Genomic DNA, 19,970 nt, shown 5'->3' on the forward strand with positions numbered 1-19,970 from the left:
TAAAAAAAGAAAAAGGTTAGGAGTTGAATTCAAGATAGTGGAAAACAAACTATGTTTGTTAGAGCAGATAGCAAGCCTGATCCCTGCAGCGGGAACGATTTTTGGCAATTGGATGTGCTTTTAGCTGAACCAGCGACAGAAAAAAAGACGCGTAAACCACTGACGAAGAATAACTCCTTTTTTGGTAGCTACTCTTAAATAATTAGTCACAGCCATTACCAACAAAGATGACTCGACATGGACACTAAAAAACTAACCCTTGCAGTCATGATGGGCGCACTAGGAGGCGCGCTCTTCGCAATCTCGTACACAGTCGGACAATTCGCCCCTGGAATAGCATTAGACCTCTCCATTATCGCAGTAGTCATAGCGGGATTCTACGGAGGACCAACAGTAGGCTTCACTGCAGGACTCATCGCAGGCGTTTTGCCAGGAATCATGTTTGGTCCGTTGGGATTTGGGGGAGCGGTCGGACTTATTGGATTGCCACTTGGCAAAGGACTTTCAGGCATGACTGCTGGATTTCTCGCTAGAGCGTTTAAACTTGGGCAAAAAAATCCTTCACCCTATTCGCCTCTTTTGGGAATCCCCGCAACCTTTCTATCATACATTCCCGAAGGCGTATTCACCTATGCATACTTCATTTTGATAATGGGAGGGCTCAGCGGAGGAAATGTGTACATCTTCACTATACTGCCAAAAGCCTTGGTCGAAGTTACAATAGCAAGCATAATAGTCACTGCACTATTGTACCATAAGGGTTTCAACAGCTTCGTCAGAGCACACTTCACAAAAAACCCAAAAAAAGCAATAGCTTAAAAACAGAACTCGAGCCCATTTCTTCTTTTTTTAAAAAGAAACAATAAAAGAAAAGCTTAGAAGCCCAGTGATTGGGCTAAAACGGTTGGGTTGATTTCGCCTGCCTTGAAAACCTTGCCCGTCTTTGCGTTATTCACCATAAGCACAGCGGGGGCAAAGAGGTTGTGGTCAATTTTGTAGAAGTCTTTGTCGGCTTCAAGGAAAATCTGCAGAAACGGTTTCCCGTAATCCTTGCTCATCTTGGATGGCGCCTGCTCCACGATTTTCTGCAACGCTGCCTCATCATCGGATTCGACTGTGCAGTAAACGGTGCCGCCATAAAGGATAGCGTCGTTTGTGCGTGCCATAGCAACCTCGAAGTCTTTGCCCTGCGGCGGAATCGGCGCGTAACCACAAGCGTACTTGATGGTTTTGGGGTCTAAGCCCAATGTGCGGAGCTTGTGGATGCCCACTTCAACGATTCGTCCAGTGACTTGAGTTAAGCCTGCGATGCTTGCTGTGGGAGCAACGACTGCAACGAGGTTTTCGGGCTTCACGTTACATGCAGTGGTGACTTTCTCAATAAGGGTGTCTGAGGGAAGCACGTTACTTTCCAGCGTCAGAACCGCCTTGTCGGAAGCGTCTTTGTAGCCGATTTCCTCAAAAACAGTCTTAGGCTTCAAAGCCAACGCGCGTGCGGGCCCTGAACCGATTGCGATGGAGCCAGCGGGTTCTTTTATCCGCCACCCAGCAAACTGTGAACCTAATGCTGCAATTGCAGGGTGGTCTGTTGAGATGGTTATTGAAGGGAAGGTTAGGTCGCCGTAGGTTTTGAAGCCAAGTTGAGCTTTGCCAGCGCCACCCAAACAGAGTTCAGTTAACATTTTTCCTGCTTGGAAACCACCAGGAACGTTGACCCCGGCGTCAATGATGGTGGCGCCTGCAGCAGATTTTGAGGCGTGCACTCCATAGAATGCTTGTTTATCTTGAAGTTTTTCGGACAGGTTCCACGCTAAACTGTTTACACTTAGGTTTTCGTGCAAGGTTGCTTGCTCCTAAAGGTACTTATCGTATACTGGACCTAATTGAGGATTGCTTGGTTTGGAGATGAATAGCTTGCCGGTTCCTTGTTGCGCTAAGTCGCCCAGAAACACGTAAAACGGTCCCTGCGCGGTTATTTCAGCGTCAACTTTCACTTTTCCCTTTACGGAGTCAACGGTGAAGCTGGGCATGATATCCTCAAGCAGGCCACCAACTATGATTTTGCCGCCTGTCATGCAGGGAGCTAAACGTATGGCGCAGCCTTTCTCGATGTAGATGGTGCCGTTTGCCATGTGGTATCCGAGGAAGCGGCCAGCGTTGCCTTTAACTTTGATTACGCCGCCGTGCATGTAGCAGGCTGAGTCGGTTCCGATGTCGCCGTCAACAATGATTGCGCCTCCGCGCATGCCGACCTCGCTGCCCCGGTAAGGAGAAGCTACATAGTCACCCGCGTTGCCGTGAACTTCAATGATGCCACCTCGCATTTGGCTGCCTGTCCATCCGACGGCGTTACCGTTGATTACGATTTTGCCTCCAGCCATTTTTTCGCCAGTGTGCATGCCAACATCGCCGTTGATGGTGATTTCGCCAGATTTCATTCCTTGTCCGATGCGTTTGACTTTGCTTACGTCGCCGTTGATGGTTATGTTGGATGTTCCGTCTTCGGTTTCTTCGATTTTGAAGAGGTCACAGAGCGTTAGCTGAGCGTTTCCTTCGGTGAGGTGTAAGTCAGCTATCTGCTCGAGGGTTTTTCCTTTGAATATGTCGGGGTTGATGCAGTCTGCTTGAACGGGCACGTCAAATTTTTTCAGTGGAGAAAGAACAATCATTTTAGACATCCGCCTTTACAGTTATTGGACTTGGAACCTTAATGCAGTGGTCAAACACGGGGTAGTTGTCGTATTCGATGGTCCAGTAGTCTTTGAACCGGCGTTTCATGTCTTCGTCAATGAGGCAGGGTTCGTTTGTGTCCACGTTAAGCCACATTGTTTTGCCGCTGGGGGTCTTGACAACCTCTCCGTCTTTAACCACAATTTGGCCGTCTTTAATTGTGTACGCCGCGCTGCCGAAAGCTGCACGGGCAGTCTTGTACTTCTGGGATATGTCTGTGGTTTCAGGGTTAATGTTGTATATGGCTACGTCGCCGTCGGCGCCAACACCCAGATGACCTTTATCTTTTAGCCCCAGAGCTTTGGCTTGACCAGCGCGGGTTACAATTGCTAATTCATACAGACTTAACTCGCGCTTAATCGAGGGCAGCAAGCTTCGGGCTTGGGCTTTCTTGTGGCACTTCTTAAGCATAGCCATGCGGGCTTTTCGGCTGGTGAGCCACGCCATGATTTTTGGATAAGCAAAGAAGGGCCCGCCGTTGGGGTGGTCGGTGGTCATGAAGATTTTCCACGGGTCTTCAATTAGCAACGCAAGCTCTAAACCGATTGACCATTGGACGGCGTTAACAGCGCTTGTGCGTTTATAATGCATAGGTATGATGCCGCCGCTTGTTTCAGTCTCGATGTCAGAGTTGACCCATTTGTGTCCGCTCAACTGGTAGAGGGTAAACTCGAAGGGACCGTCAGCGGTCATGGTTGTGGTTTCGGAGAATATGACTTGACCCATGTCGAAGGTCATATGGTTGTGGTTGTTGATGTATTTGGAGATTTCTTCCGCGGCGGATTTCATGTTGCCCCAACCGTCGCCAGCGAAACTGCTGAACTGCAGGTGGGTGATGTGCCCGACGGGGCGGTCGCCGGTGTAAATGTCTTCCAGTGCTTTCATTGTGTCTAAGGTGGTGGTGTAGTTGCCAGGCAATCCCAGATTGTTTGTGTGTAAGTGTATTGAGTGGGGCAGGTTAAGCAGCTTGTTTACTTTAGCTAAACCGCGCACTATTTCCCGCGGAGTGATGCAAAAGTTAGGCACTTGGTCATCGATGCTGTGAACGTTGCCGCCAAAGCCCCAGCTTTCTAAGCCGCCAGGGTTAACAATTTTTATGGCGTAGCCTTTGGTTGTACTCATCATCCACGCAACGTGACGTGCGCATTCCTCGATTTTGTCTTTGCTTAAGTATTCGAGAACAAACCACCAGTCCCCGATAAGGGGGTAGGAGGCTTTGTCCAGCATGGGTATGTCGTTGAGTTCTTCGTGAGTGTGTTTAGCCTCCAATGGAGCCATGGAGGGGTTCATGACGGTGGTGTAACCCATCTTTGCGTAACGATAACCTGTGGTGAAGGTTGAAGGAATCGAGTAGCCGACACCTGACCGGGTGAGAGCCGTTTTGCGCTCCACATCCTTAACGTGGTCTTCAGGACGAATCATGCGTCCAGTGTTAACTTCGCCACCTGCAATGTGGGTATGAATGTCCACAGCGCCAGGCATAACCGTTAAGCCAGAAGCATCAACAATTTGGGCGGTTTTCTCGTTCACGCTCGCGACTATTTTGCCGTCTTTGATGGCTATGTCCATTTTTTCGCCGTTAATCCCGTTAATGGGGTCAAAGACGAAGCCGTTTTTTATGAGCATTTCAGTCATTTAGTTAGCCTCCACTTTTGCGGCGCATTTGGTTTTTGGCGGCGCCGCGGCTGCTTTTTCAGCTTTAATTTTTCTGACTTCGGCAAGAATCCGTGTGAGCAATTCTTCGTCGTTAAGGACACCCTGTGGGGGCTCAACAACTTTTCTAAGCACTATGGGCACGTGGTCCATGCGGTAGGCGGTGCCTTCGTATTCGATGCCGCACCACTGAGTCGGAAACACAACGTCGCCGAGCCGTGAGATGGCGTTCCAGTCAGGGTTGATGGTGATTAGGGGGTGCTTCATCATGTTTTGCACGGCTGCCTTGGGGAAGTGCGCGCCAGGGTCGGCAGAGATGACAAGAGTTGCATCGTTGTCGCCGCGACGTAGCACATCGATAGCGGTGTTTTCGCCGGGGTTATACTGGGGGTAGCCTTGGGAGAAGTCAAGCGCGTAAGGGTAGCCTGTTTGCCACGCGAAAACCACGTTGGCGCCTGTGACGTTGAAGTGTCCTCTCATGGGGGAGATGACGAATTTGGTTTTTTTGTTAAGGTCACGCGTCAAGGCAATGGCGATTTCGATGTTTCTGAATCTGCCCGCACTTGCGGTTAAGCCAAGCCCGAAGAATATGACGCCGAATTCACAGTTAACCAAGGCATCGGCGACTTCTTTGAGGTACTCAACTGGGACGCCGCCGACTTTGTCAACATCCAACTCCTGATCGTTAACAAGGCATCGGAGGGCTTGTATGATTTCGTAGTCCTTGTTAGGCTCCACCTGCACAAAATAATCCGCAGCTTCAGCAGTCATAGTTTTCCGCACATCAAAAACAATCATCTTACGCCCCATTTTTTGGATGGTTTGTGGGGGGGCGTCGACGACGCATGTTTGTGGACGGGGTGGAGGTTGATATTTCATGAAGTGGCTTTGGCGGGCTGCTGCGGCGAGTTTTTTCTTTCCTGAGGTAGCTTTTATTTTTTGGATGTATTCTTTCCATTCGCTTTTCTCAAAACGCCCTTCACTAAAGTTAGTGTATCTTTCTACGTGTCGGGGGTGTGAAGCCCAGGGGTTGCATGCCCAGTAGACAATCAGGTCGGCGCGGTGGCGGATTTGCCCCAAGGTGCAGGTTGGGATGCCGATTTCTTGGGTAGCCATCACGGAGGGTCCGTGGCAGACGCTGCAGCAGTTGTCTAGTGCTGAGCCTAATTCTTCAGCTAACTCGACGCCTACGCGTTGGGCTTCGCTGGTTGAGCTGCTCCAGCCGAACAGCAGCGGGTACTTGGCGTCGGCGAGGATTTGGGCTGCTTTGTGAACGGCTTCATCCATAGAGACAGGGACTAATGTGCCGTCTTTTCGAATCATGGGTTTTAAAATTCGTTCTTCGCTGTTGTAGCCGTGAACCATTTTGGCTTCACAGACTGCACAGCCATTTTTCATTTTGACGATTTTGTTATCTTCCACGGTTACCTCAAGGTCGTCACAGAGGCAGCCGCATATTGGACAAACAATGGATTTTAGTTCGGTCGTCATTACATTCCCTTTCCAAACTCTTTTTTGAGAAGCTCATTTAGGGTTAAAACGGTCTGATCGGGGGCGGGCTCCACATCCACGGGGAACCCTTTGAACATGGGCATACCCATACTGAAGGTGTCATCTCCGCAAACAGCGTTTGCCCAAAGACCGCATGGTATGAAAACCATCCCAGGCATGGAACCTCGCGGAAATTTCCTTGCCTTCACCACAACTGAACCGTACTTGGAGGTTACTTGAACGTTGGCTCCGTTTCGCAAGCCAAGTTTTATCATATCTACTTTGTCCATAAAACAGACAGCGGCGCTGTCAAAGTATTCTTGGGAGCCTTTCCCCAGTTCTTTGCCTACGCCTTGATCTATTGTTCTGCCCGTGATTATAGTTGCACGTAACTTTTGGTCTACCATACCCTTGACCTATCCAATAGAGATTTCAGTGGTCATATTTAAGAGTAAGTTCAAAAAACACGTAAAATTCAACATCAAAATGTGTGCAAAACACTCAAATGCCACCACATTTTACCCCAGAAAACCCCGTTTCCGGTTTTTAGAAAACAAAGAAGGCTTGAAAGTTAGGTTAGTTTACCATGTTCCGCATTGAAGGTAGCGTTGTAGGTTCTTTTGTGGGCGGCGCCAACTGCGAAAGTGACGTCGGGCAGAAACGTGACTCCCCGCATGCGTCTGAGGTCCTTGGTTGTGTCGGGTTCGGTGTCGTCAAACCAGCACATAACGTAGTGGTCTTGTTTGCCTTCGGGCGAAATGATATAGTCGGTGTCACCCATGAGCGTGAAGAAATCGTGGATTTTTCCGGCGAGTTTGCCGTCGTCAGATTTTGTGACCGCGAGCTGTTTTGCCCTAACGACCACGAATGGGTCTTGCTCGGGGTTAGTGGAGCGTTCCCTGAATATGCAGATGACGGCTTTGTTCCAAACAAAGTCAACCAAAACAATTCCTCAGTAAAATAAGTGCCCCGATGATATATAACATTGATGCTGCAAGGGCACCAACAAGAATTGAGCTTGAGTGACCGCACCACATTAATTAGTTGAATGCGCTTGAAACAGTAGAGGGTTAAACATGAGTGAAGACCAAGACTTTTTTGTTCCAGTTTTAGATGAAAAGGACCTACAAGAAGGCTCCATGAAACGCGTATCTGTGGAAGGCACCCCAGTTCTACTGGTTAAGGTTGCGGGAGAAATCTTTGCTATCGACAACCGTTGCCCCCACATGAGCTGCGGCTTTGACGGCGGCGAACTGGATGGCAACGTGATTATTTGTCCCTGCCACGACTGGCGCTTTGACCTCAAAACAGGCTCCTACGAAGACCAACCTGAAATCAAACTGGTAAAGTTTCCGTGGAAGATTGAGTCAGGCAAAATCTGGGTCAAAGTCGACGAAGAGTAGCCGCACAAAACGTTCTCTCCCGTTTGAGGGCGCTCTACAGTTAGGTGGTCCTATCACCGGACTTCAAATCCGGGGAGTCCGATAAGGACTCGGGGTTCAATTCCCCTTGGGCGCCGCCACCACCCGTTTTATCCAAACCAGCATCTTATCAAAGCGGCATCACTTTTCGTTCCCCAACTGGCAAACCGCTTGCGGGGGATTAGGATGCACGACGGTTTGTTCTTGGCAGAAATCCCAGAAAAGCTCCGCGGCTTTAAGCAGGCTTCGTTTAGGTCGGAGCAGGTAAAGTTTGCGTGTGGTGTTTACGTCTTCCAGTTTTTTTATCAAAACCAGCCCTGCGGCTTGAGCTTTGCGGGAAGCAATGGATGAGACAAGACTTATGCCTCTGCCCTCCGAAACCGCGGTTATGACTGATTCGGTGCTGCCAAGCTCAAGGGTAGTTTTCAACCCAGCAGGAGAGAAACCGGCGGATTCAATGATGCGCTCGATTTCGGCGCGGGTTCCCGAGGTTTCCTCACGGTTGATGTAGGGATAACGCAGAAGTTCTGCAAGTTTGACTGATTCACGTTTAGAAAGCTCATGCCCACAAGGAACGATAAGCACGAGTTCTTCTTGACCGATTTCGATGGCTTCAAATTTCTCGGTGTATCCCCGTATGCTACCCGTCGCAGCAAAGTCCACATCGTTTGCCTGCAGACTCAAAAGGCTGGAAACGCTGTCTTCGGTTTTTATTTTGAATTTTACGTCAGGATTCCTTTTTTGGAACTCAGCAATTAAGCTCGGAAGCAGATGCTCTTCTGGGATGGTGCTGGCGGCAATTTTCAGAACCCCTGAAAGTTTATGCTTGGTTGAAGAGATTGAGGCTTTGGCGGCGTCTAAGTCTTGGAAGATTTTTTGGGCGGTTTCTTTTAGGATGAGTCCTGCTTCGGTGACTTCGACGCCTTTTACGGTGCGTTTGAGCAGTTGAGCATCAAAGTATTCTTCCAAGGCGGCGATATGGTTGCTGACTGTTCCTTGACTGGTTCGGAGTTCTTTGGCGGCAATTGAAAAGCTGCCAATTCGAGCTACTGCAAGGAAAGTTTTCAAATAATCCAATCGCATCGTTCTGGCTTCCAACTCAATGTAAGTTACTTATTTTTTGGGTAACCGCTTATATATTGTTCTCTTCTGATAACGATTTCGTATTCTGAGTTTTCCCAAGGTTGATTCTTGAACGAATTGGCTGTATTTATTGTTTCATTTGGTCAAGTGTCACGCGCAACACATATCTATCAGAAATTTTAATACGCAAAATCAATATTCCAAAAGGGGATGTAGGAAATCCAAAAAAACATACGCATAACGATAGTAATCGCTGGGTTAATCACCGGCGCTTTAGCAGCCATAACTCAAGTTTCTTTCAACGTCCTACCACCATACGCATACGGCATATGCGTTGCATGCCACGCCAGAGACTTAATCAACTGGCTCGTCAACCAGGCCACCGGCTGGAGCCTATCAGTTGCCCCTGTATCCGTTGTGGCACCCGTGTTAACTGTTGTGGGACTAGTTGTGGGTGCATACGTAGCATCAGCGCGTAACCACGAGTTTAAACTCAAAACCACCAAACACCCCCTCACCTCCTTCATCTACGGCTTTCTCGTGATGGTGTTCGCCCTAATTCTGGGTGCTTGCCCACTCCGAACCATCCTGCGCATCGCCTACGGTGACATAATCGCGGTGATTGGTTTTGCGGCCATAGCCCTTGGAGTGTTCATAGGCGCCGAACTCATCAAATGGAGCGCCCAACGGGGACTAAACAGCAAAGGAGGCATCTAAATGGGGCAAACTGAAATTCTGTTAGCAACTTTAGTGGCAGGATTAATCGTGGGTTACGTTGCTCAACGAGCACGCATGTGCTTTGTCGGAGGAATCCGCGACTACATACTCGTAAAAGACACACACCTACTCAAAGCTCCACTTGCCTTCCTAGTCGGAGCCGTAGTCATCTTTGGAGTTGCCTCCCTGTTCTCCAGCGCCCCCCTCTGGCCCTGGGCAGTAAACAAAGCTTTGCTTCCAATTCCCGGCGCACCCCTCTCAAGCGCAGCCACCACACCCCTGTGGGTAAACGTGTTCCTTGCAGTTCTCGGCGGCGCAGGATTAGGATTGTTTTCGGTTTTGGCTGGAGGCTGCCCGCTTAGGCAACATGTGATGGCTTCAGAAGGGGACAAAAGCTCAATGTCGTATTTGGCGGGTTTCTACGTGGGCGCCGTCGTGTTCACCGCGGTAATCTTGCCAATAATAATTGACGTGTTATAGGAGGTAGAGAAATGAAAAAAGAAACTTTAGACCTAAAAGGCAAAACCTGTCCGTACCCTGTGCTGTTGACCAAAGAGAAACTTAAGAAACTCGCATCCGGAGACATCCTAGAAGTAACCGTGGACTATCAGCCCGCCAGAGAAAACGTGGAACGCGTTGCCAAAGCTGAAGGCAGCAAAATCGTGGAAGTCAGAGACGAAAAAACGCAGTTCACCATCGTCATTGAAAAGAAGTAACCACGCCTGGGAGCGAATAGGTTGAATAGAGACAAAAGGGAACGCGCAATTCTGTTGCTTAGAGATGTCCGCGAAAGCATAAAAGCTGAGCGGATACTCAAAGCAAAAAACTACGACGTAAAAGTAGTGGCGCCCCCAGTCGAAGTGAGAATCGGATGCGACTTAGCCATCGAAATCAACCTGGTGGACAGCTTTGGGATTGAAAACCTGCTAAAAGATAACCACATCAACCCAATCAAAGTGGTTCCGTTAAGCAACTTGGAGCTTAGGCCACTGGAAATCATCAAAGAAGTCGACCTTGATGACTACTTGATGGTGAAAGCGGGTCACATGAAGTTGACCTTCGAGAAGCAAAACGGCAAAATCGTAAACGTTTCAGGAGGCGGATGCCCCGACATCCCCTTTCTGGCGTTAAGCATGGTCGGTAAAACCTTGGAGGAAACACAGCGACCTGACGAGTTGGGCTATACTCTTTGCGCGTTTATGCTGGAGAAAGCCTACGAAAGAGCACTACAAACCTACAGGAAGACCCAACCATGTTAGTCATTGTTGGCACCGTACCCCTCAAAGACATGCCCCTGACCACGGACTTCTGCAAGTTTGACCACGAAAAACTCACCGTTGACGATGTTGATTTGCCGCTTATCAACGGAACAAGCGCCTTGGTGGCAACTGCAGCCCAAACCTGCAGCGCCCTCAAAATCGAAAAGCCCTACGCCGTGTTGGCAGGCGACATAGGCACAGGGGAAGGAAGCAAGCTAATTTACAGGCACCTACGAGACACACGTATTCCCGCTGCAGAAAAAACCGTCATAGCAATGCACTACATCAAACCCAACGTGCTGTACGCCAAAGACGCCATCAAAACACTCCGCAGACGCCCCAACACCACGCTGATTGCCGACGCAGGCTCCCTGTACGTCGCCAAAGCTGCTGGACTTGCCAAAGACTTTGACCTTTTCACGCCTGACCCTGGCGAAATGGCTTTTCTGGCTGACCCTGAAGCCATGCACCCCGCATACGTGCGCAGCTTCATTTTTGATGCCATAAATGATGTTCCCGCCTTGATTGCACAGGCGTACAAATACGGCAACGCTGCCAAAGCCTTGTTGGTGAAGGGCGTAACGGACTACATTGTTGACGACGGCAAAATCGTGGGTGAAGTGTCGCAACCAAGCATCCCCGCGTTGGAGGCAGTCGGCGGAACAGGCGACACCCTCGTGGGCATTGCATCGGCTTTGATTGCGGCGGGCTACGGCGTAACGGACGCTGCAGTCTTGGCTGCGAAGGCAAACAGGCTCATGGGCGCGTTGGCGAAGCCTAATCCCGCCACGAAGGTGTGGGAGATGATTCGGTTCATCCCTGAAGCGCTGGAATCAGCTAGGAAAACGCAGACAGGCAGATAGGTCAGGTCTGCGAAGTCTCATCTTTTTTGTTTGATGACTGTTTTGTTTGTAAGTGAGTTTGGATAAAATTTATATCAGGAGCGCTAATAGTCTCTATCAGATACCTTAAAGAGGCTATGTTATGGTTTCGTTCACAGTGTTGATTAATGAAGCACCTATTGCTAAAGAACGCGCCTTCACTGCCCTCAGGTATGCAACCACCTGCGCACTTGAAGGACACGAAGTGAAAGTTTTCTTGATGGAAAACGGCGTGTACGTCGCAAAGAAAGGTCAAAACCCCTCCTCCGACGCACCCAACCTTATGGTTTACCTTGAAGAACTCCTAAAAAGCAATGTAGAAGTCAAAGCCTGTGTGGTCTGCTGCCAAGCTCGAGGATTAACCGAAAACGACCTAATTCCAGGCGTCAAAATCGCATCCATGCATGAACTCGTCGAATGGACCGCAACAACCGACAAAACCATAGTGTTCTAGTGATTGATTTGGAAAACGAGAAACTAGACGTGAAGGGCAAAGTTTGCCCCATGCCCATCCTTTTAATCAAGCGCAAACTGGAAACGGTGCAGACGGGACAAATTCTGGAAGTCAACGGCGATTGTGGTCCAGCGTTTGATAACGTGCAGCGGTGGGCAAAAAACGCGGGACACGAGATTGTTGAAGCCACCAAAAACGGCGTTGAGTTCAACATTAAGATAAAAAAGCAGTAAACGGCACCTCACCTTTTGCTTATTTGGGTGGTTTAGGCTGGTTTTGTGGGTCTGAATCACTCAACATTTTATTTGCTTTTTTAATGTATTTTATCAAAAATTTTAATAGCAACCTTCACGGTCAACAAACCAATAGGCAGTGTTAGTATGGCACAAAAATACGTTGATTTATGGACAAGCCTAGGAATTGACCTAGAAAAACACAACCAGCTTCTAACAGTTTTACCCCAAATCTACACCGACCTGGTTTTATCCCAGAAAAACAGACCCCAAAAAATGGATTACTTTGACTTTGTCATCTCCGAAATCCATGGGCTCCGAGTAGATGAACTGGATAAACTCCGCAAAGAAGGCAACAAAATCATCGGCGCCTTCTGCCTCTACGCGCCTGAAGAGCTTGCATACGCAGCAAACGCCACCATGGTCGGCTTATGCGGAGGCGCAGACTTCTCCATCCCCGACGCTGAAGCAACCCTGCCCCGAAACATGTGCCCCCTCATCAAATCATTCTACGGCTTCAAAGTGGGCTTAACTTGCCCCTACTTCCAATGCTGCGACATGCTAGTCGGCGAAACCACCTGCGACGGCAAAAAGAAAGTCTACGAACTCCTCAACGAGCACACCCCAACCTACGTCATTGAAGTCCCCCACAAACCCGACACCCCCCAAGGCAGAAGCCTCTGGCTTAAAGAGCTGGAAGAATTCAAAACCCAACTTGAAAAACTAACAGGCAACACCATAACCGCTAAAAAACTCAAAGCCTCCATTGAACTCATAAACAACAAACGCAAAGCCCTCAAACGCCTCGCCGAACTCCGCAAAGCAACTCCCGCACCCATCAGCGGCTTAGACGCCCTCATCGTGACCCAAATCGGCTTCTACGACGACGTGAAACGGTTCACCACCAAAGTCAACGAACTCTGCGACGAACTAGAGGAACGCGTGAAAAACGGCGTCGGCGTCACCGACAAAAACGCGCCCCGACTCATGGTTTCAGGCTGCCCCATGGCAGTTCCCAACTGGAAGCTACCCAGCATAGCCGAATCCGCAGGCGCCTCCATAGTTGTCGAGGAAAGCTGCGTTGGAAGCCGATACTTCATGGACATGGTAGAACCCAAAGGTGAAAGCCTCAACGACCTGCTCGAAGCCTTGGTGGAGAAATACGCCAAGATTCCCTGCGCATGCTTCACCCCCAACGACGCCCGTATAGAAAGCGTAAACCAGTTAGCCAAGGACTTCAAAGTCGACGGTGTAGTCTACTACACGCTGCAGTTCTGCCACAGCTACAACGTTGAAGCCGTCAAAGTCGGCAAAGCACTCAAAGGCGAAGACGTACCGATGCTGAAAATCGAAACCGACTACACAATGGAAGACGCCGAGCAAATCCGCACAAGACTAGAAGCCTTCCTTGAAATGATCAAAGGCAAACGGAAACAGTAAATTCCCTCCTTTCTCCTTTTGTTTACTAAAATTAACTTCGGGTAGGTTGAATTTATTTGGCTGTTGCAGGTGTTGATGCAGGTTCAGCGGCAACTAAAGCCGTAATTATCCAAAACCAAAAAGCAATCGCGCACGCAATTGTGCCCACAGGAGCCAACGGCAAAAACGCATCCACAAACGCCTTGGAAAAGGCGTTGGCTGCCGCAAATCTCACCCGCACAGACTTGCAGAACATCGTTTCAACAGGGTATGGAAGAAGAAACGTCGGGTTCGCCGAAAACGCAGTAACCGAAATCACCGCTCACGCCAAAGGCGCCAAAACCCTGTTCCCAGCAGCAATGACCATAATTGACATCGGCGGGCAAGACAGCAAAGTCATCAGCCTTGACGAAGAGGGACGCATAAACAATTTTGTAATGAACGACAAATGCGCCGCGGGCACAGGCAGATTCCTCGAAGTCATGGCGCGAACCATGGAGGTTTCTCTGCAAGATTTAGGCGAATTATCCATGTCTGCTGAGAAGCCCGCGAAAATCAGCAGCATGTGCACCGTGTTTGCCGAATCCGAAGTGGTCTCGCTCGTTGCCCAGGGCGAAAAACGTGAAGCCATCATCGCGGGGCTGCATGAAGCCATATCTAAACGCATCTCGGGCATGGTGAAACAGGTGGGACTGCGACGCGAAGTAGTTTTCACAGGCGGCGTCGCCAAAAACGTGGGCATGAAAGCCAGTTTAGAGCGGGTTTTGGGTTTAAACATTAATATCCCCGTGGAGCCTCAGATTATAGGTGCCTTTGGAGCAGCACTAATCGCTGAAGAAGGCATCAACTAGTAAAGTAACGATAGGCGAAAAAGTATGGAGTACAGGCTCACCAAAGTTGTGCCAGTGCACGGATGAAGCTGCAAGCTCCCACAGTACCAGCTGGATAAACTTCTCAACCAGGCAGGCGTCACGGTTACGCCCTCCGATGAGTTGTTAGCTGGACCGTGGGAGAACGCCAGCGCCGTACAGGTATCCGAAGACGTTGCGGTACTCAACACGCTGGACTTTTTCACCCCCATCGTTGACGAGCCAGAAACACAAGGCAGAATCGCCGCCAGCAACGTCACCAGCGACATCTACGCCATGGCGGTCCCTAACATCGTAACGGTGCTGTCGATTATGGCGTTTCCCGAAAACATGCCCCAAGAACTCGCCGTGGGTATGCTTAAAGGGTTTGCAGATTTCTGCCGCGAAATGGATGCTCCTCTCATCGGCGGACACACCATCCGAAACCCATGGCCCATAATCGGAGGCGCAGCCACCGGCGTAAGCCACCCCAAAAAACTCAAGTACACCCGAGGCGCAAAACCCGGCGACGTACTCGTTTTAACTAAGCCCTTAGGCGTCCAACCTGCGATGGCAGCGTACCGCATGCGTAAAGAAGAGGAAGGCAGAGAATTCCTCCAAGAAGTCCCCGCGGACTTGGTTGAAGCAGCGGTTTCGGGCGCCGTCAAATTGATGACGACTTCCAACAAGCCCGTTGCTGAGGTGATGCAGCAACTTCCCGTACACGCCGCCACCGACATCACAGGCTTTGGCTTAAAGGGGCACGCGGAGAACATGGCAAAACTGGGCGGCGTGAACATCTTCTTTGACCAGCTGGCGGTGGTTCGGGGGACGCCTGCGTTGGCAGATTTGCTTGGGTATTCGTTGTTTACGGGGGAGGCGGCGGAAACCGCTGGGGGCATGTTGCTTTCGGTGGCAAAGAAGGATTTGGCGGATTTGCTAGATGCGTTAGAGAAGCGGAACGTGGACCACGTTGAGGTGGGCTACGTGACAGCTGGCGAGGGCATCGTAACGGTTGCCAAGGACGCAAAAATCGTCGAAATCTAAGCGTGAACCCTTTTTTAATCACAAAACTTGCTGTGTCTATTAGGCTGCAAATATTAATTGTATGCAGAACCTATAGAGGGGAGGACCCTTACTGTAGGATTTCCAAGTTAAACGTGTTTACTGGACAGTTGGACGGTTAGATTACCCATTAAAGGACCTACCAAATGCCGCTGTTGTTTGACCTCATGGTTGCTGAACGTGCGCTCGGCGTTAGGGCAGCTTTGTTACCCCTTCCACGTGGGCAAAGTGTTCATCGAACGAATAAAGCTCTTGTACGCCGTTTTGCTGCATTACGTCAACCGCCAAAGCGTCGTTAGCCTCAAGCTTTAGGTCCTCGCCTAACTCAACTGCCACAAAATACTGCTCACTGGAGACGCCCACAATTTTTAGGTTGTCCAACATGAAAAGTCCCCTCATAATCGTGGTTAGCTGTTCCTGCGGTAAGCCATGTTTAAGGATGTTTGCAACCTCTGAGAGGTGAACCACCGTAATTAGTGCTTCTTCTTTGCCTTCAAAGATGTTGGCGATTATTTTTTTGGCTTGCTCTTTCATCTGATGCTCTTTTTCTGACAGCTGCTTTTTGGGTTTGTAAAAAGCGTAAATGAAGACATTGGCGTCTAAGAATCTCATTTGCCTGATGCCTCATAGAAGCGCTTTTCAAACTCGCTCCAGTTTCCTATGGCTTCCACGCCTAAGTCCACTTGGTCGAAGTATTTGGTGAGGTCAACTTGGCGTTTTGGGACGAGTTTTAGGTATCCTTTGCGTTTGATGACGAAGACCTCTTTGCTTTCGCCAAGCTCTGACTCTCGCCAGTCAGCAGGCAGGATAAGACGACCCTGTGAATCCATTTTTTTAACTTCAACCCCAGTTTCCAAGCTTAATCACCATAAATTATGGTGTTGCTCCAGTAAAATAAGGTTTACCTACGTTGCGTTAAACCAATTAATAGGCTGAAAAACATAGGGGGATAGGGCTATAGCGAAACGTAGCTGACCTACCACGGGAATAGGCATGTTAGTATTTTGGGGGGTACCTGTCGGTGTATCCCGCCTTACCCATAACCCACGATTCACACCACGCCTTATCCGCCCACGCTCGCTCCGCAAGAAACCGCCGTCCGCCTTCAAAATGCATCTTCGCCTCTAACCGGTAATTCTCTGCTGCTGCCAAAAACGCATCTTTGCCCCGAAAATCCAGCTCCACCGCCTTTCCCACTTCACTCTGATGTTGCGACCACGCAAGCAGGGTTTCGGCTTGGTTTTCGCGGCTAATTCCCGCCCAAAACGGCGAATGCTGCTTTTCCAACTCCGCCGCACAGGAAGCGAAGACAGTTTGGGCTTCCTCAAACTTGTGTCGCAGGCTTAACGCGGCGGCTTCTCTGAGGTGCCCAAGCTCTTGTAACGGAACGGCGCCCAAGGTCACCTTAAAGTCCTCTTTTATGGTGCCTTTAGCGAGGCGGGTGCGGAGCTTTGAGAGGTCTTCGTAGCGGTTAATGTTCACAAAGCTTTTCAGTTCAGGGTCCAATGTGTGGATTTTGCCCACGGGAGATACAAACAGCACCTTTTCTGCGCCTCTTACCACATCGTCGGAGCGGGGACGCCTTAGGCGACAGAGGGTTTCCATGATTTGTGTGGCGCTTTCGCGTTCCAGAGCCATGACGAGGGTTTCTATTCTACCGTTTGGCCACATCGGCACCGTAACCTGTGCCTGCGCATCTTCTGCAGCGTCAAAAAGGTACTGTGTGATTTTTGGGTTCATCAGGGGCATGTCACAGGGTAGAGTGATACAGTAATCTGCTTTTGCCGCCTTCAGCCCCGTCATTATAGCCACGTTGGGACCGCTAACATGGCTGATTTGCTCGTCAACCGCAAACCCCACCTCACCCAAACTGTAATCCTTTAGAGTATAGACATAGTTGGCTTTGCGGGCTTCCTCATTAACACAAACCCAAACCTCATCGACCACTTTACGGGCGTTCTCCACCACATGCACCAGCATAGGTTTCCCTGAAAGCTCTGCCAACGCTTTGTCCCGCCATTCTCCTTGGCCAAGCTGGAATCGTCGGGCTTTTCCCCCTGCAAGAATCAGCGCAGCCCGTCGCGTCACGTTGCTTTCCTCAATCTTTTTTTGATTTAGCCGTGGTGTATTGCAAAATAAGCTGCAGCAGCTTTTCGCCCTCGGTCTTTAGGTCAATTATGGGAATTTTGAGCCAGCTTATCTGCGGTTTACTCTGAGAAATTACCCCTGTGACGGCAAGAATCGGCTCAGCAGTGCCCTCAAGAGTCCGCTTCAAGTTATCCTCGTCTTTAGCCGTGATTAACTTGGGAACATCTGGTCGCTTTGCGATTAGGCTGTGAAAGCCCTCAATGAAAATAATGTCCAACTGTTCCCGCTCAAGCAACCCGATGACTTGGTCTAAGTCGTTTAGAGCAGCTTCAGTTCTTTTCAATATGGCTATTTCTTCGGGGCTTATGGCGGCTATGACTTTTGCTCCTGCTTGGGCATACCTCCAGGTGTTGGTGCCCTCTTTGTCCATGGTGAAGCCTCTGTGGTGTACGTGTTTTATGGAGCCGATTTTGTAGCCTTGCGCAGAAAGATGAGAAATTAAATATTCAAGTGTGGTTGTTTTGCCCGAGCCGCTTGTTCCCACTGCAGCGATAACTAAAACCATGCAGTCTACACTCCGACGGAAAACAGTCAAAAAGGGCTCTAATAAACACCGCGATTCCGCAAACCGTCTTTTATGGTACTTCGCGGTTAAACTCAATCCATATTATCCAGTTTTCCCATCTTTTGGGCAGGTGCAATCATGCCTAAAATTGTTGCGGTCGTCGGCGGAAAACACTCCGGAAAAACCACCATAATCGAAAACCTGATTCGGCAACTCAAAACCCGCGGTTACCGTGTGGGAACCGTAAAAGAGATGGTGCGCATTCCCACCTTAGATACGCCTGAAACCGAAACCGACCGCTACACCACAGCAGGCGCCCAAACCGTCGTGGCAGTCCCGCGGGAAGAAACGGTGGTTTTCATCAAACGCCGCCTTGGCATAAATGAAACGCTGGATTACCTGCGCGACATGGATTTTGTGTTGCTGGAAGGCTTTGAAGCTGAAAAGACCCTGCCAAAAATAATCGCAGCCAAAACCGCGGACGAAACTGCCTCCTTCAATGATGGCTTAGCCATAGCAATTTCAGGCATCATCTCGGATTCACCAGAGGAAACCAGCAAAGCCGCCACGCTTCAGATTCCACTGTTTAATGCTATCCGCGATGCCGCGAAGCTGGTGGAGGTTGTGGAGCAGAAAGCTTTTGCGAAGTTGCCTGCTTTGCCTCACTGCGGCGAATGCGGATACGCAAACTGCTATGAAATGGCTAAAGCGCTGGTTCGGGGGGACGCTGAGGCAAAGGGGTGTGTGTTGCCCAAAAAGGACGCTTTTGTTCTTGAGGTGAACGGGGTGCGTATTCCGCTTAAAGAGTTTCCGCAACGAGCTTTTCAGGGTGTGTTGGAGAATATGGTTTTGTCGCTTGAGGGGGTTCCTGAAATAAGGGAGATAAAAATTAAGTCAACCCGAAGGGAACCGTTTTAGCGTGCTTCAATCACGGCGATGCCTCGGACCCACCGCTGCGCGAATTCGTCGTTGCCTATGATTAGCCGTATGGGTCCTTCGCCGCCTTCGGAAAGCGGCGTTAACGCTGAGCCGTCTTTTTCGTATGCCAAGATGGTGTGGGGGTTGTTTGCGTCTTGGAGGGGTATGGTTGCGCCGTAGCCGTCGGCTGCCTGCAAGTAAACGGAGGTGGCGTTGGGGGAGATGTGAGCTTCTTGCAGCACGGCGCTGAGGGGTACGCCTGTGTAGTTAAACACGCCGTTGTCTGCGACGTGGGAGCTGGAGCTTAAGGTTACCTGTATGGTGACGGTCGTGAACGCTTTTAACTCGCTGTAAGTGAAGTTTTGGGGGTTGTCCACTGCACCTCTGACAAGGATGCTTCCTTCGACTCCAGCGTTTTGACGCATGTAGAAGTATACAGGTACTGTGACGGCAATCACAACAATTAACGCTGCTATGGCGATTTTGCTTGCTTTATTCATCTTTTAACCTTCGTTTACTCTTAACCCAAGTTTTCTTGTTCGAACCAGCAGCATGTTTGCAATGAGCCCGCCGATGCCGCCGCTTATCGCAGCAACCAACGCGATGAACAGCAACACATACTCAGGCAAAACCAAAATCAAACTGCCCACCAAAACCGTTCCCACAGCATTTGCCACTGCCCCAGCCCCCAAACAGCATCCCGCACAGCACGCCTTGTGCCGCGAAAGCAGGAAAAAGCCGTCGATGGCAAGACCCGGCGCCAAATAAATCACAAAGGACAGGAGCCCAAAGTTGCCAAACGGCAGCAACAAGCTAATGAAAGCTTGGGTCAAAGAAGTTACGGTGGCGGCGCCTGTTTTGCGCACAAACCCATACGCCATGACTGGCCACATCATGTAGATGCCGCCCGCCAACGCACCCGTCGGAATGTAAAGCGGACCCGCCAAAGTAGCAACCAACGGGTGAATGACGTTTTTGGTGGCTAAACCTAAACTGGCAAACAACGCCATCAAAACTAAGTCCACAGTCGCCCTCTTGCCCGCACTGGCACGCATGTTGACGGTTTTGATTTTCATGACACATTCGATGTTACAAACGTGTAATATCGTTGAAATAAACCTTCGCCCCGCCCAAACCCTGCAGAA

General features: G+C 49.9%; 25 protein-coding genes, 1 tRNA gene and 1 pseudogene. 14 read left to right on the forward strand and 13 right to left on the reverse strand.

Annotated features, from left to right (window positions below; genetic code table 11):
- Positions 1 to 237 precede the first annotated feature (237 nt).
- On the forward strand, positions 238 to 819 hold the full coding sequence (locus tag ACBZ72_08120) for a hypothetical protein (protein ID XES76143.1): 582 nt from the start codon (positions 238 to 240) through the stop codon (positions 817 to 819).
- 56 nt (positions 820 to 875) lie between these two features.
- Here the strand turns inward: ACBZ72_08120 and mch are convergent, their stop codons facing one another.
- The 6 genes from mch to ACBZ72_08150 form a co-directional block, all read right to left on the reverse strand.
- Positions 876 to 1,841 carry a methenyltetrahydromethanopterin cyclohydrolase gene (gene mch, locus ACBZ72_08125; protein XES76144.1) on the reverse strand — a complete coding sequence of 322 codons (966 nt, stop codon included), beginning with the start codon at positions 1,839 to 1,841 and terminating at the stop codon, positions 876 to 878.
- A gap of 12 nt (positions 1,842 to 1,853) precedes the next feature.
- The gene (locus tag ACBZ72_08130) at positions 1,854 to 2,678 is read right to left on the reverse strand and encodes a formylmethanofuran dehydrogenase subunit C (protein ID XES76145.1); all 825 of its coding nucleotides are present in this window, start codon (positions 2,676 to 2,678) and stop codon (positions 1,854 to 1,856) included.
- Positions 2,671 to 4,365, reverse strand: coding sequence for a formylmethanofuran dehydrogenase subunit A (locus ACBZ72_08135; protein ID XES76146.1), 1,695 nt, complete (start codon positions 4,363 to 4,365; stop codon positions 2,671 to 2,673). The genes ACBZ72_08130 and ACBZ72_08135 overlap by 8 nt, the downstream gene beginning before the upstream one ends.
- Entirely contained in the window at positions 4,366 to 5,874 is a 1,509-nt protein-coding gene (locus ACBZ72_08140) for a formylmethanofuran dehydrogenase subunit B (protein XES76147.1), read from the reverse strand.
- The gene (locus tag ACBZ72_08145; protein XES76148.1) at positions 5,874 to 6,281 is read right to left on the reverse strand and encodes a molybdopterin dinucleotide binding domain-containing protein; all 408 of its coding nucleotides are present in this window, start codon (positions 6,279 to 6,281) and stop codon (positions 5,874 to 5,876) included. The genes ACBZ72_08140 and ACBZ72_08145 overlap by 1 nt, the downstream gene beginning before the upstream one ends.
- Positions 6,282 to 6,445: 164 nt before the next feature.
- On the reverse strand, positions 6,446 to 6,817 hold the full coding sequence (locus tag ACBZ72_08150; GenBank protein XES76149.1) for a hypothetical protein: 372 nt from the start codon (positions 6,815 to 6,817) through the stop codon (positions 6,446 to 6,448).
- 133 nt (positions 6,818 to 6,950) lie between these two features.
- Here ACBZ72_08150 and ACBZ72_08155 point away from each other — a divergent pair, with 133 nt between their 5' ends.
- Entirely contained in the window at positions 6,951 to 7,277 is a 327-nt protein-coding gene (locus ACBZ72_08155) for a Rieske (2Fe-2S) protein (protein ID XES76150.1), read from the forward strand.
- A gap of 28 nt (positions 7,278 to 7,305) precedes the next feature.
- Positions 7,306 to 7,396: transfer RNA gene (locus tag ACBZ72_08160), tRNA-Sec, on the forward strand.
- A gap of 40 nt (positions 7,397 to 7,436) precedes the next feature.
- On the opposite strand, the gene ACBZ72_08165 is transcribed toward ACBZ72_08160, so the two are convergent.
- The gene (locus ACBZ72_08165; GenBank protein XES76151.1) at positions 7,437 to 8,378 is read right to left on the reverse strand and encodes a selenium metabolism-associated LysR family transcriptional regulator; all 942 of its coding nucleotides are present in this window, start codon (positions 8,376 to 8,378) and stop codon (positions 7,437 to 7,439) included.
- Positions 8,379 to 8,795: 417 nt separating this feature from the next.
- Between ACBZ72_08165 and ACBZ72_08170 the strand changes: the two genes are divergently transcribed.
- The 10 genes and pseudogenes from ACBZ72_08170 (at position 8,796) to selD (ending at position 15,236) form a co-directional block, all read left to right on the forward strand.
- Positions 8,796 to 9,095: a hypothetical protein gene (locus tag ACBZ72_08170; protein XES76152.1), complete on the forward strand. Its 300-nt coding sequence runs from the start codon at positions 8,796 to 8,798 to the stop codon at positions 9,093 to 9,095.
- Complete coding sequence (locus ACBZ72_08175) at positions 9,096 to 9,575, forward strand: YeeE/YedE thiosulfate transporter family protein (GenBank protein ID XES76153.1); 480 nt, start codon at positions 9,096 to 9,098, stop codon at positions 9,573 to 9,575. It abuts the gene before it with no gap.
- Positions 9,576 to 9,586: 11 nt separating this feature from the next.
- Positions 9,587 to 9,811, forward strand: coding sequence for a sulfurtransferase TusA family protein (locus ACBZ72_08180; protein ID XES76154.1), 225 nt, complete (start codon positions 9,587 to 9,589; stop codon positions 9,809 to 9,811).
- A gap of 21 nt (positions 9,812 to 9,832) precedes the next feature.
- Positions 9,833 to 10,354, forward strand: coding sequence for a DUF3343 domain-containing protein (locus tag ACBZ72_08185; GenBank protein XES76155.1), 522 nt, complete (start codon positions 9,833 to 9,835; stop codon positions 10,352 to 10,354).
- The gene (locus tag ACBZ72_08190; protein ID XES76156.1) at positions 10,348 to 11,217 is read left to right on the forward strand and encodes an NAD(P)H-hydrate dehydratase; all 870 of its coding nucleotides are present in this window, start codon (positions 10,348 to 10,350) and stop codon (positions 11,215 to 11,217) included. Before ACBZ72_08185 ends, ACBZ72_08190 begins: the two co-directional genes overlap by 7 nt.
- A gap of 121 nt (positions 11,218 to 11,338) precedes the next feature.
- Positions 11,339 to 11,689 carry a DsrE/DsrF/TusD sulfur relay family protein gene (locus tag ACBZ72_08195; GenBank protein ID XES76157.1) on the forward strand — a complete coding sequence of 117 codons (351 nt, stop codon included), beginning with the start codon at positions 11,339 to 11,341 and terminating at the stop codon, positions 11,687 to 11,689.
- Positions 11,689 to 11,922 carry a sulfurtransferase TusA family protein gene (locus ACBZ72_08200; protein XES76158.1) on the forward strand — a complete coding sequence of 78 codons (234 nt, stop codon included), beginning with the start codon at positions 11,689 to 11,691 and terminating at the stop codon, positions 11,920 to 11,922. The genes ACBZ72_08195 and ACBZ72_08200 overlap by 1 nt, the downstream gene beginning before the upstream one ends.
- A gap of 147 nt (positions 11,923 to 12,069) precedes the next feature.
- Positions 12,070 to 13,362: a double-cubane-cluster-containing anaerobic reductase gene (locus ACBZ72_08205; protein XES76159.1), complete on the forward strand. Its 1,293-nt coding sequence runs from the start codon at positions 12,070 to 12,072 to the stop codon at positions 13,360 to 13,362.
- 56 nt (positions 13,363 to 13,418) lie between these two features.
- Positions 13,419 to 14,192, forward strand: a complete 774-nt coding sequence (locus ACBZ72_08210; protein ID XES76160.1) for an acyl-CoA dehydratase activase — start codon at positions 13,419 to 13,421, stop codon at positions 14,190 to 14,192.
- Positions 14,193 to 14,270: 78 nt separating this feature from the next.
- Positions 14,271 to 15,236: pseudogene (selD, locus tag ACBZ72_08215) on the forward strand (selenide, water dikinase SelD).
- Positions 15,237 to 15,446: 210 nt separating this feature from the next.
- Here the strand turns inward: selD and ACBZ72_08220 are convergent.
- The 4 genes from ACBZ72_08220 to mobB (ACBZ72_08235) all read right to left on the reverse strand — a co-directional run bounded on the left by ACBZ72_08220 (position 15,447) and on the right by mobB (ACBZ72_08235) (position 17,907).
- Positions 15,447 to 15,866: a type II toxin-antitoxin system VapC family toxin gene (locus tag ACBZ72_08220; protein ID XES76161.1), complete on the reverse strand. Its 420-nt coding sequence runs from the start codon at positions 15,864 to 15,866 to the stop codon at positions 15,447 to 15,449.
- A complete protein-coding gene (locus ACBZ72_08225; protein XES76162.1) occupies positions 15,863 to 16,111 on the reverse strand; it encodes an MraZ N-terminal domain-containing protein in 249 nt (82 codons plus the stop codon). The genes ACBZ72_08220 and ACBZ72_08225 overlap by 4 nt, the downstream gene beginning before the upstream one ends.
- A gap of 139 nt (positions 16,112 to 16,250) precedes the next feature.
- On the reverse strand, positions 16,251 to 17,342 hold the full coding sequence (locus tag ACBZ72_08230; protein XES76163.1) for a molybdenum cofactor guanylyltransferase: 1,092 nt from the start codon (positions 17,340 to 17,342) through the stop codon (positions 16,251 to 16,253).
- Positions 17,343 to 17,352: 10 nt separating this feature from the next.
- A complete protein-coding gene (gene mobB, locus ACBZ72_08235) occupies positions 17,353 to 17,907 on the reverse strand; it encodes a molybdopterin-guanine dinucleotide biosynthesis protein B (protein ID XES76164.1) in 555 nt (184 codons plus the stop codon).
- A 138-nt stretch (positions 17,908 to 18,045) separates the two neighbouring features.
- Here mobB (ACBZ72_08235) and mobB (ACBZ72_08240) point away from each other — a divergent pair, with 138 nt between their 5' ends.
- Positions 18,046 to 18,825: a molybdopterin-guanine dinucleotide biosynthesis protein B gene (gene mobB / locus ACBZ72_08240; GenBank protein XES76165.1), complete on the forward strand. Its 780-nt coding sequence runs from the start codon at positions 18,046 to 18,048 to the stop codon at positions 18,823 to 18,825.
- Here the strand turns inward: mobB (ACBZ72_08240) and ACBZ72_08245 are convergent.
- Both ACBZ72_08245 and ACBZ72_08250 read right to left on the reverse strand, forming a co-directional pair.
- Positions 18,822 to 19,325, reverse strand: a complete 504-nt coding sequence (locus ACBZ72_08245; GenBank protein ID XES76166.1) for a molybdopterin-dependent oxidoreductase — start codon at positions 19,323 to 19,325, stop codon at positions 18,822 to 18,824. The genes mobB (ACBZ72_08240) and ACBZ72_08245 overlap by 4 nt on opposite strands.
- 3 nt (positions 19,326 to 19,328) lie before the next feature.
- Positions 19,329 to 19,901 (reverse strand): ECF transporter S component, encoded by a 573-nt coding sequence (locus ACBZ72_08250; protein ID XES76167.1) that lies wholly within the window; start codon positions 19,899 to 19,901, stop codon positions 19,329 to 19,331.
- Between the last annotated feature and the right edge of the window lie 69 nt (positions 19,902 to 19,970).

Source organism: Candidatus Bathyarchaeia archaeon, from assembly GCA_041447175.1.
Taxonomy (GTDB): Archaea; Thermoproteota; Bathyarchaeia; order Bathyarchaeales; family Bathycorpusculaceae; genus JADGNF01.

Excerpts from the sequence above, each read along its gene's own strand:
- ACBZ72_08120 (XES76143.1), top strand. The coding sequence starts at position 238 with ATGGACACTAAAAAACTAACCCTTGCAGTCATGATGGGCGCACTAGGA.
- ACBZ72_08130 (XES76145.1), bottom strand. The coding sequence starts at position 2,678 with ATGTCTAAAATGATTGTTCTTTCTCCACTGAAAAAATTTGACGTGCCC.
- ACBZ72_08135 (XES76146.1), bottom strand. The coding sequence starts at position 4,365 with ATGACTGAAATGCTCATAAAAAACGGCTTCGTCTTTGACCCCATTAAC.
- ACBZ72_08140 (XES76147.1), bottom strand. The coding sequence starts at position 5,874 with ATGACGACCGAACTAAAATCCATTGTTTGTCCAATATGCGGCTGCCTC.
- ACBZ72_08145 (XES76148.1), bottom strand. The coding sequence starts at position 6,281 with ATGGTAGACCAAAAGTTACGTGCAACTATAATCACGGGCAGAACAATA.
- ACBZ72_08155 (XES76150.1), top strand. The coding sequence starts at position 6,951 with ATGAGTGAAGACCAAGACTTTTTTGTTCCAGTTTTAGATGAAAAGGAC.
- ACBZ72_08165 (XES76151.1), bottom strand. The coding sequence starts at position 8,378 with ATGCGATTGGATTATTTGAAAACTTTCCTTGCAGTAGCTCGAATTGGC.
- ACBZ72_08175 (XES76153.1), top strand. The coding sequence starts at position 9,096 with ATGGGGCAAACTGAAATTCTGTTAGCAACTTTAGTGGCAGGATTAATC.
- ACBZ72_08180 (XES76154.1), top strand. The coding sequence starts at position 9,587 with ATGAAAAAAGAAACTTTAGACCTAAAAGGCAAAACCTGTCCGTACCCT.
- ACBZ72_08190 (XES76156.1), top strand. The coding sequence starts at position 10,348 with ATGTTAGTCATTGTTGGCACCGTACCCCTCAAAGACATGCCCCTGACC.
- ACBZ72_08195 (XES76157.1), top strand. The coding sequence starts at position 11,339 with ATGGTTTCGTTCACAGTGTTGATTAATGAAGCACCTATTGCTAAAGAA.
- ACBZ72_08205 (XES76159.1), top strand. The coding sequence starts at position 12,070 with ATGGCACAAAAATACGTTGATTTATGGACAAGCCTAGGAATTGACCTA.
- ACBZ72_08220 (XES76161.1), bottom strand. The coding sequence starts at position 15,866 with ATGAGATTCTTAGACGCCAATGTCTTCATTTACGCTTTTTACAAACCC.
- mobB (XES76164.1), bottom strand. The coding sequence starts at position 17,907 with ATGGTTTTAGTTATCGCTGCAGTGGGAACAAGCGGCTCGGGCAAAACA.
- mobB (XES76165.1), top strand. The coding sequence starts at position 18,046 with ATGCCTAAAATTGTTGCGGTCGTCGGCGGAAAACACTCCGGAAAAACC.
- ACBZ72_08245 (XES76166.1), bottom strand. The coding sequence starts at position 19,325 with ATGAATAAAGCAAGCAAAATCGCCATAGCAGCGTTAATTGTTGTGATT.
- ACBZ72_08250 (XES76167.1), bottom strand. The coding sequence starts at position 19,901 with ATGAAAATCAAAACCGTCAACATGCGTGCCAGTGCGGGCAAGAGGGCG.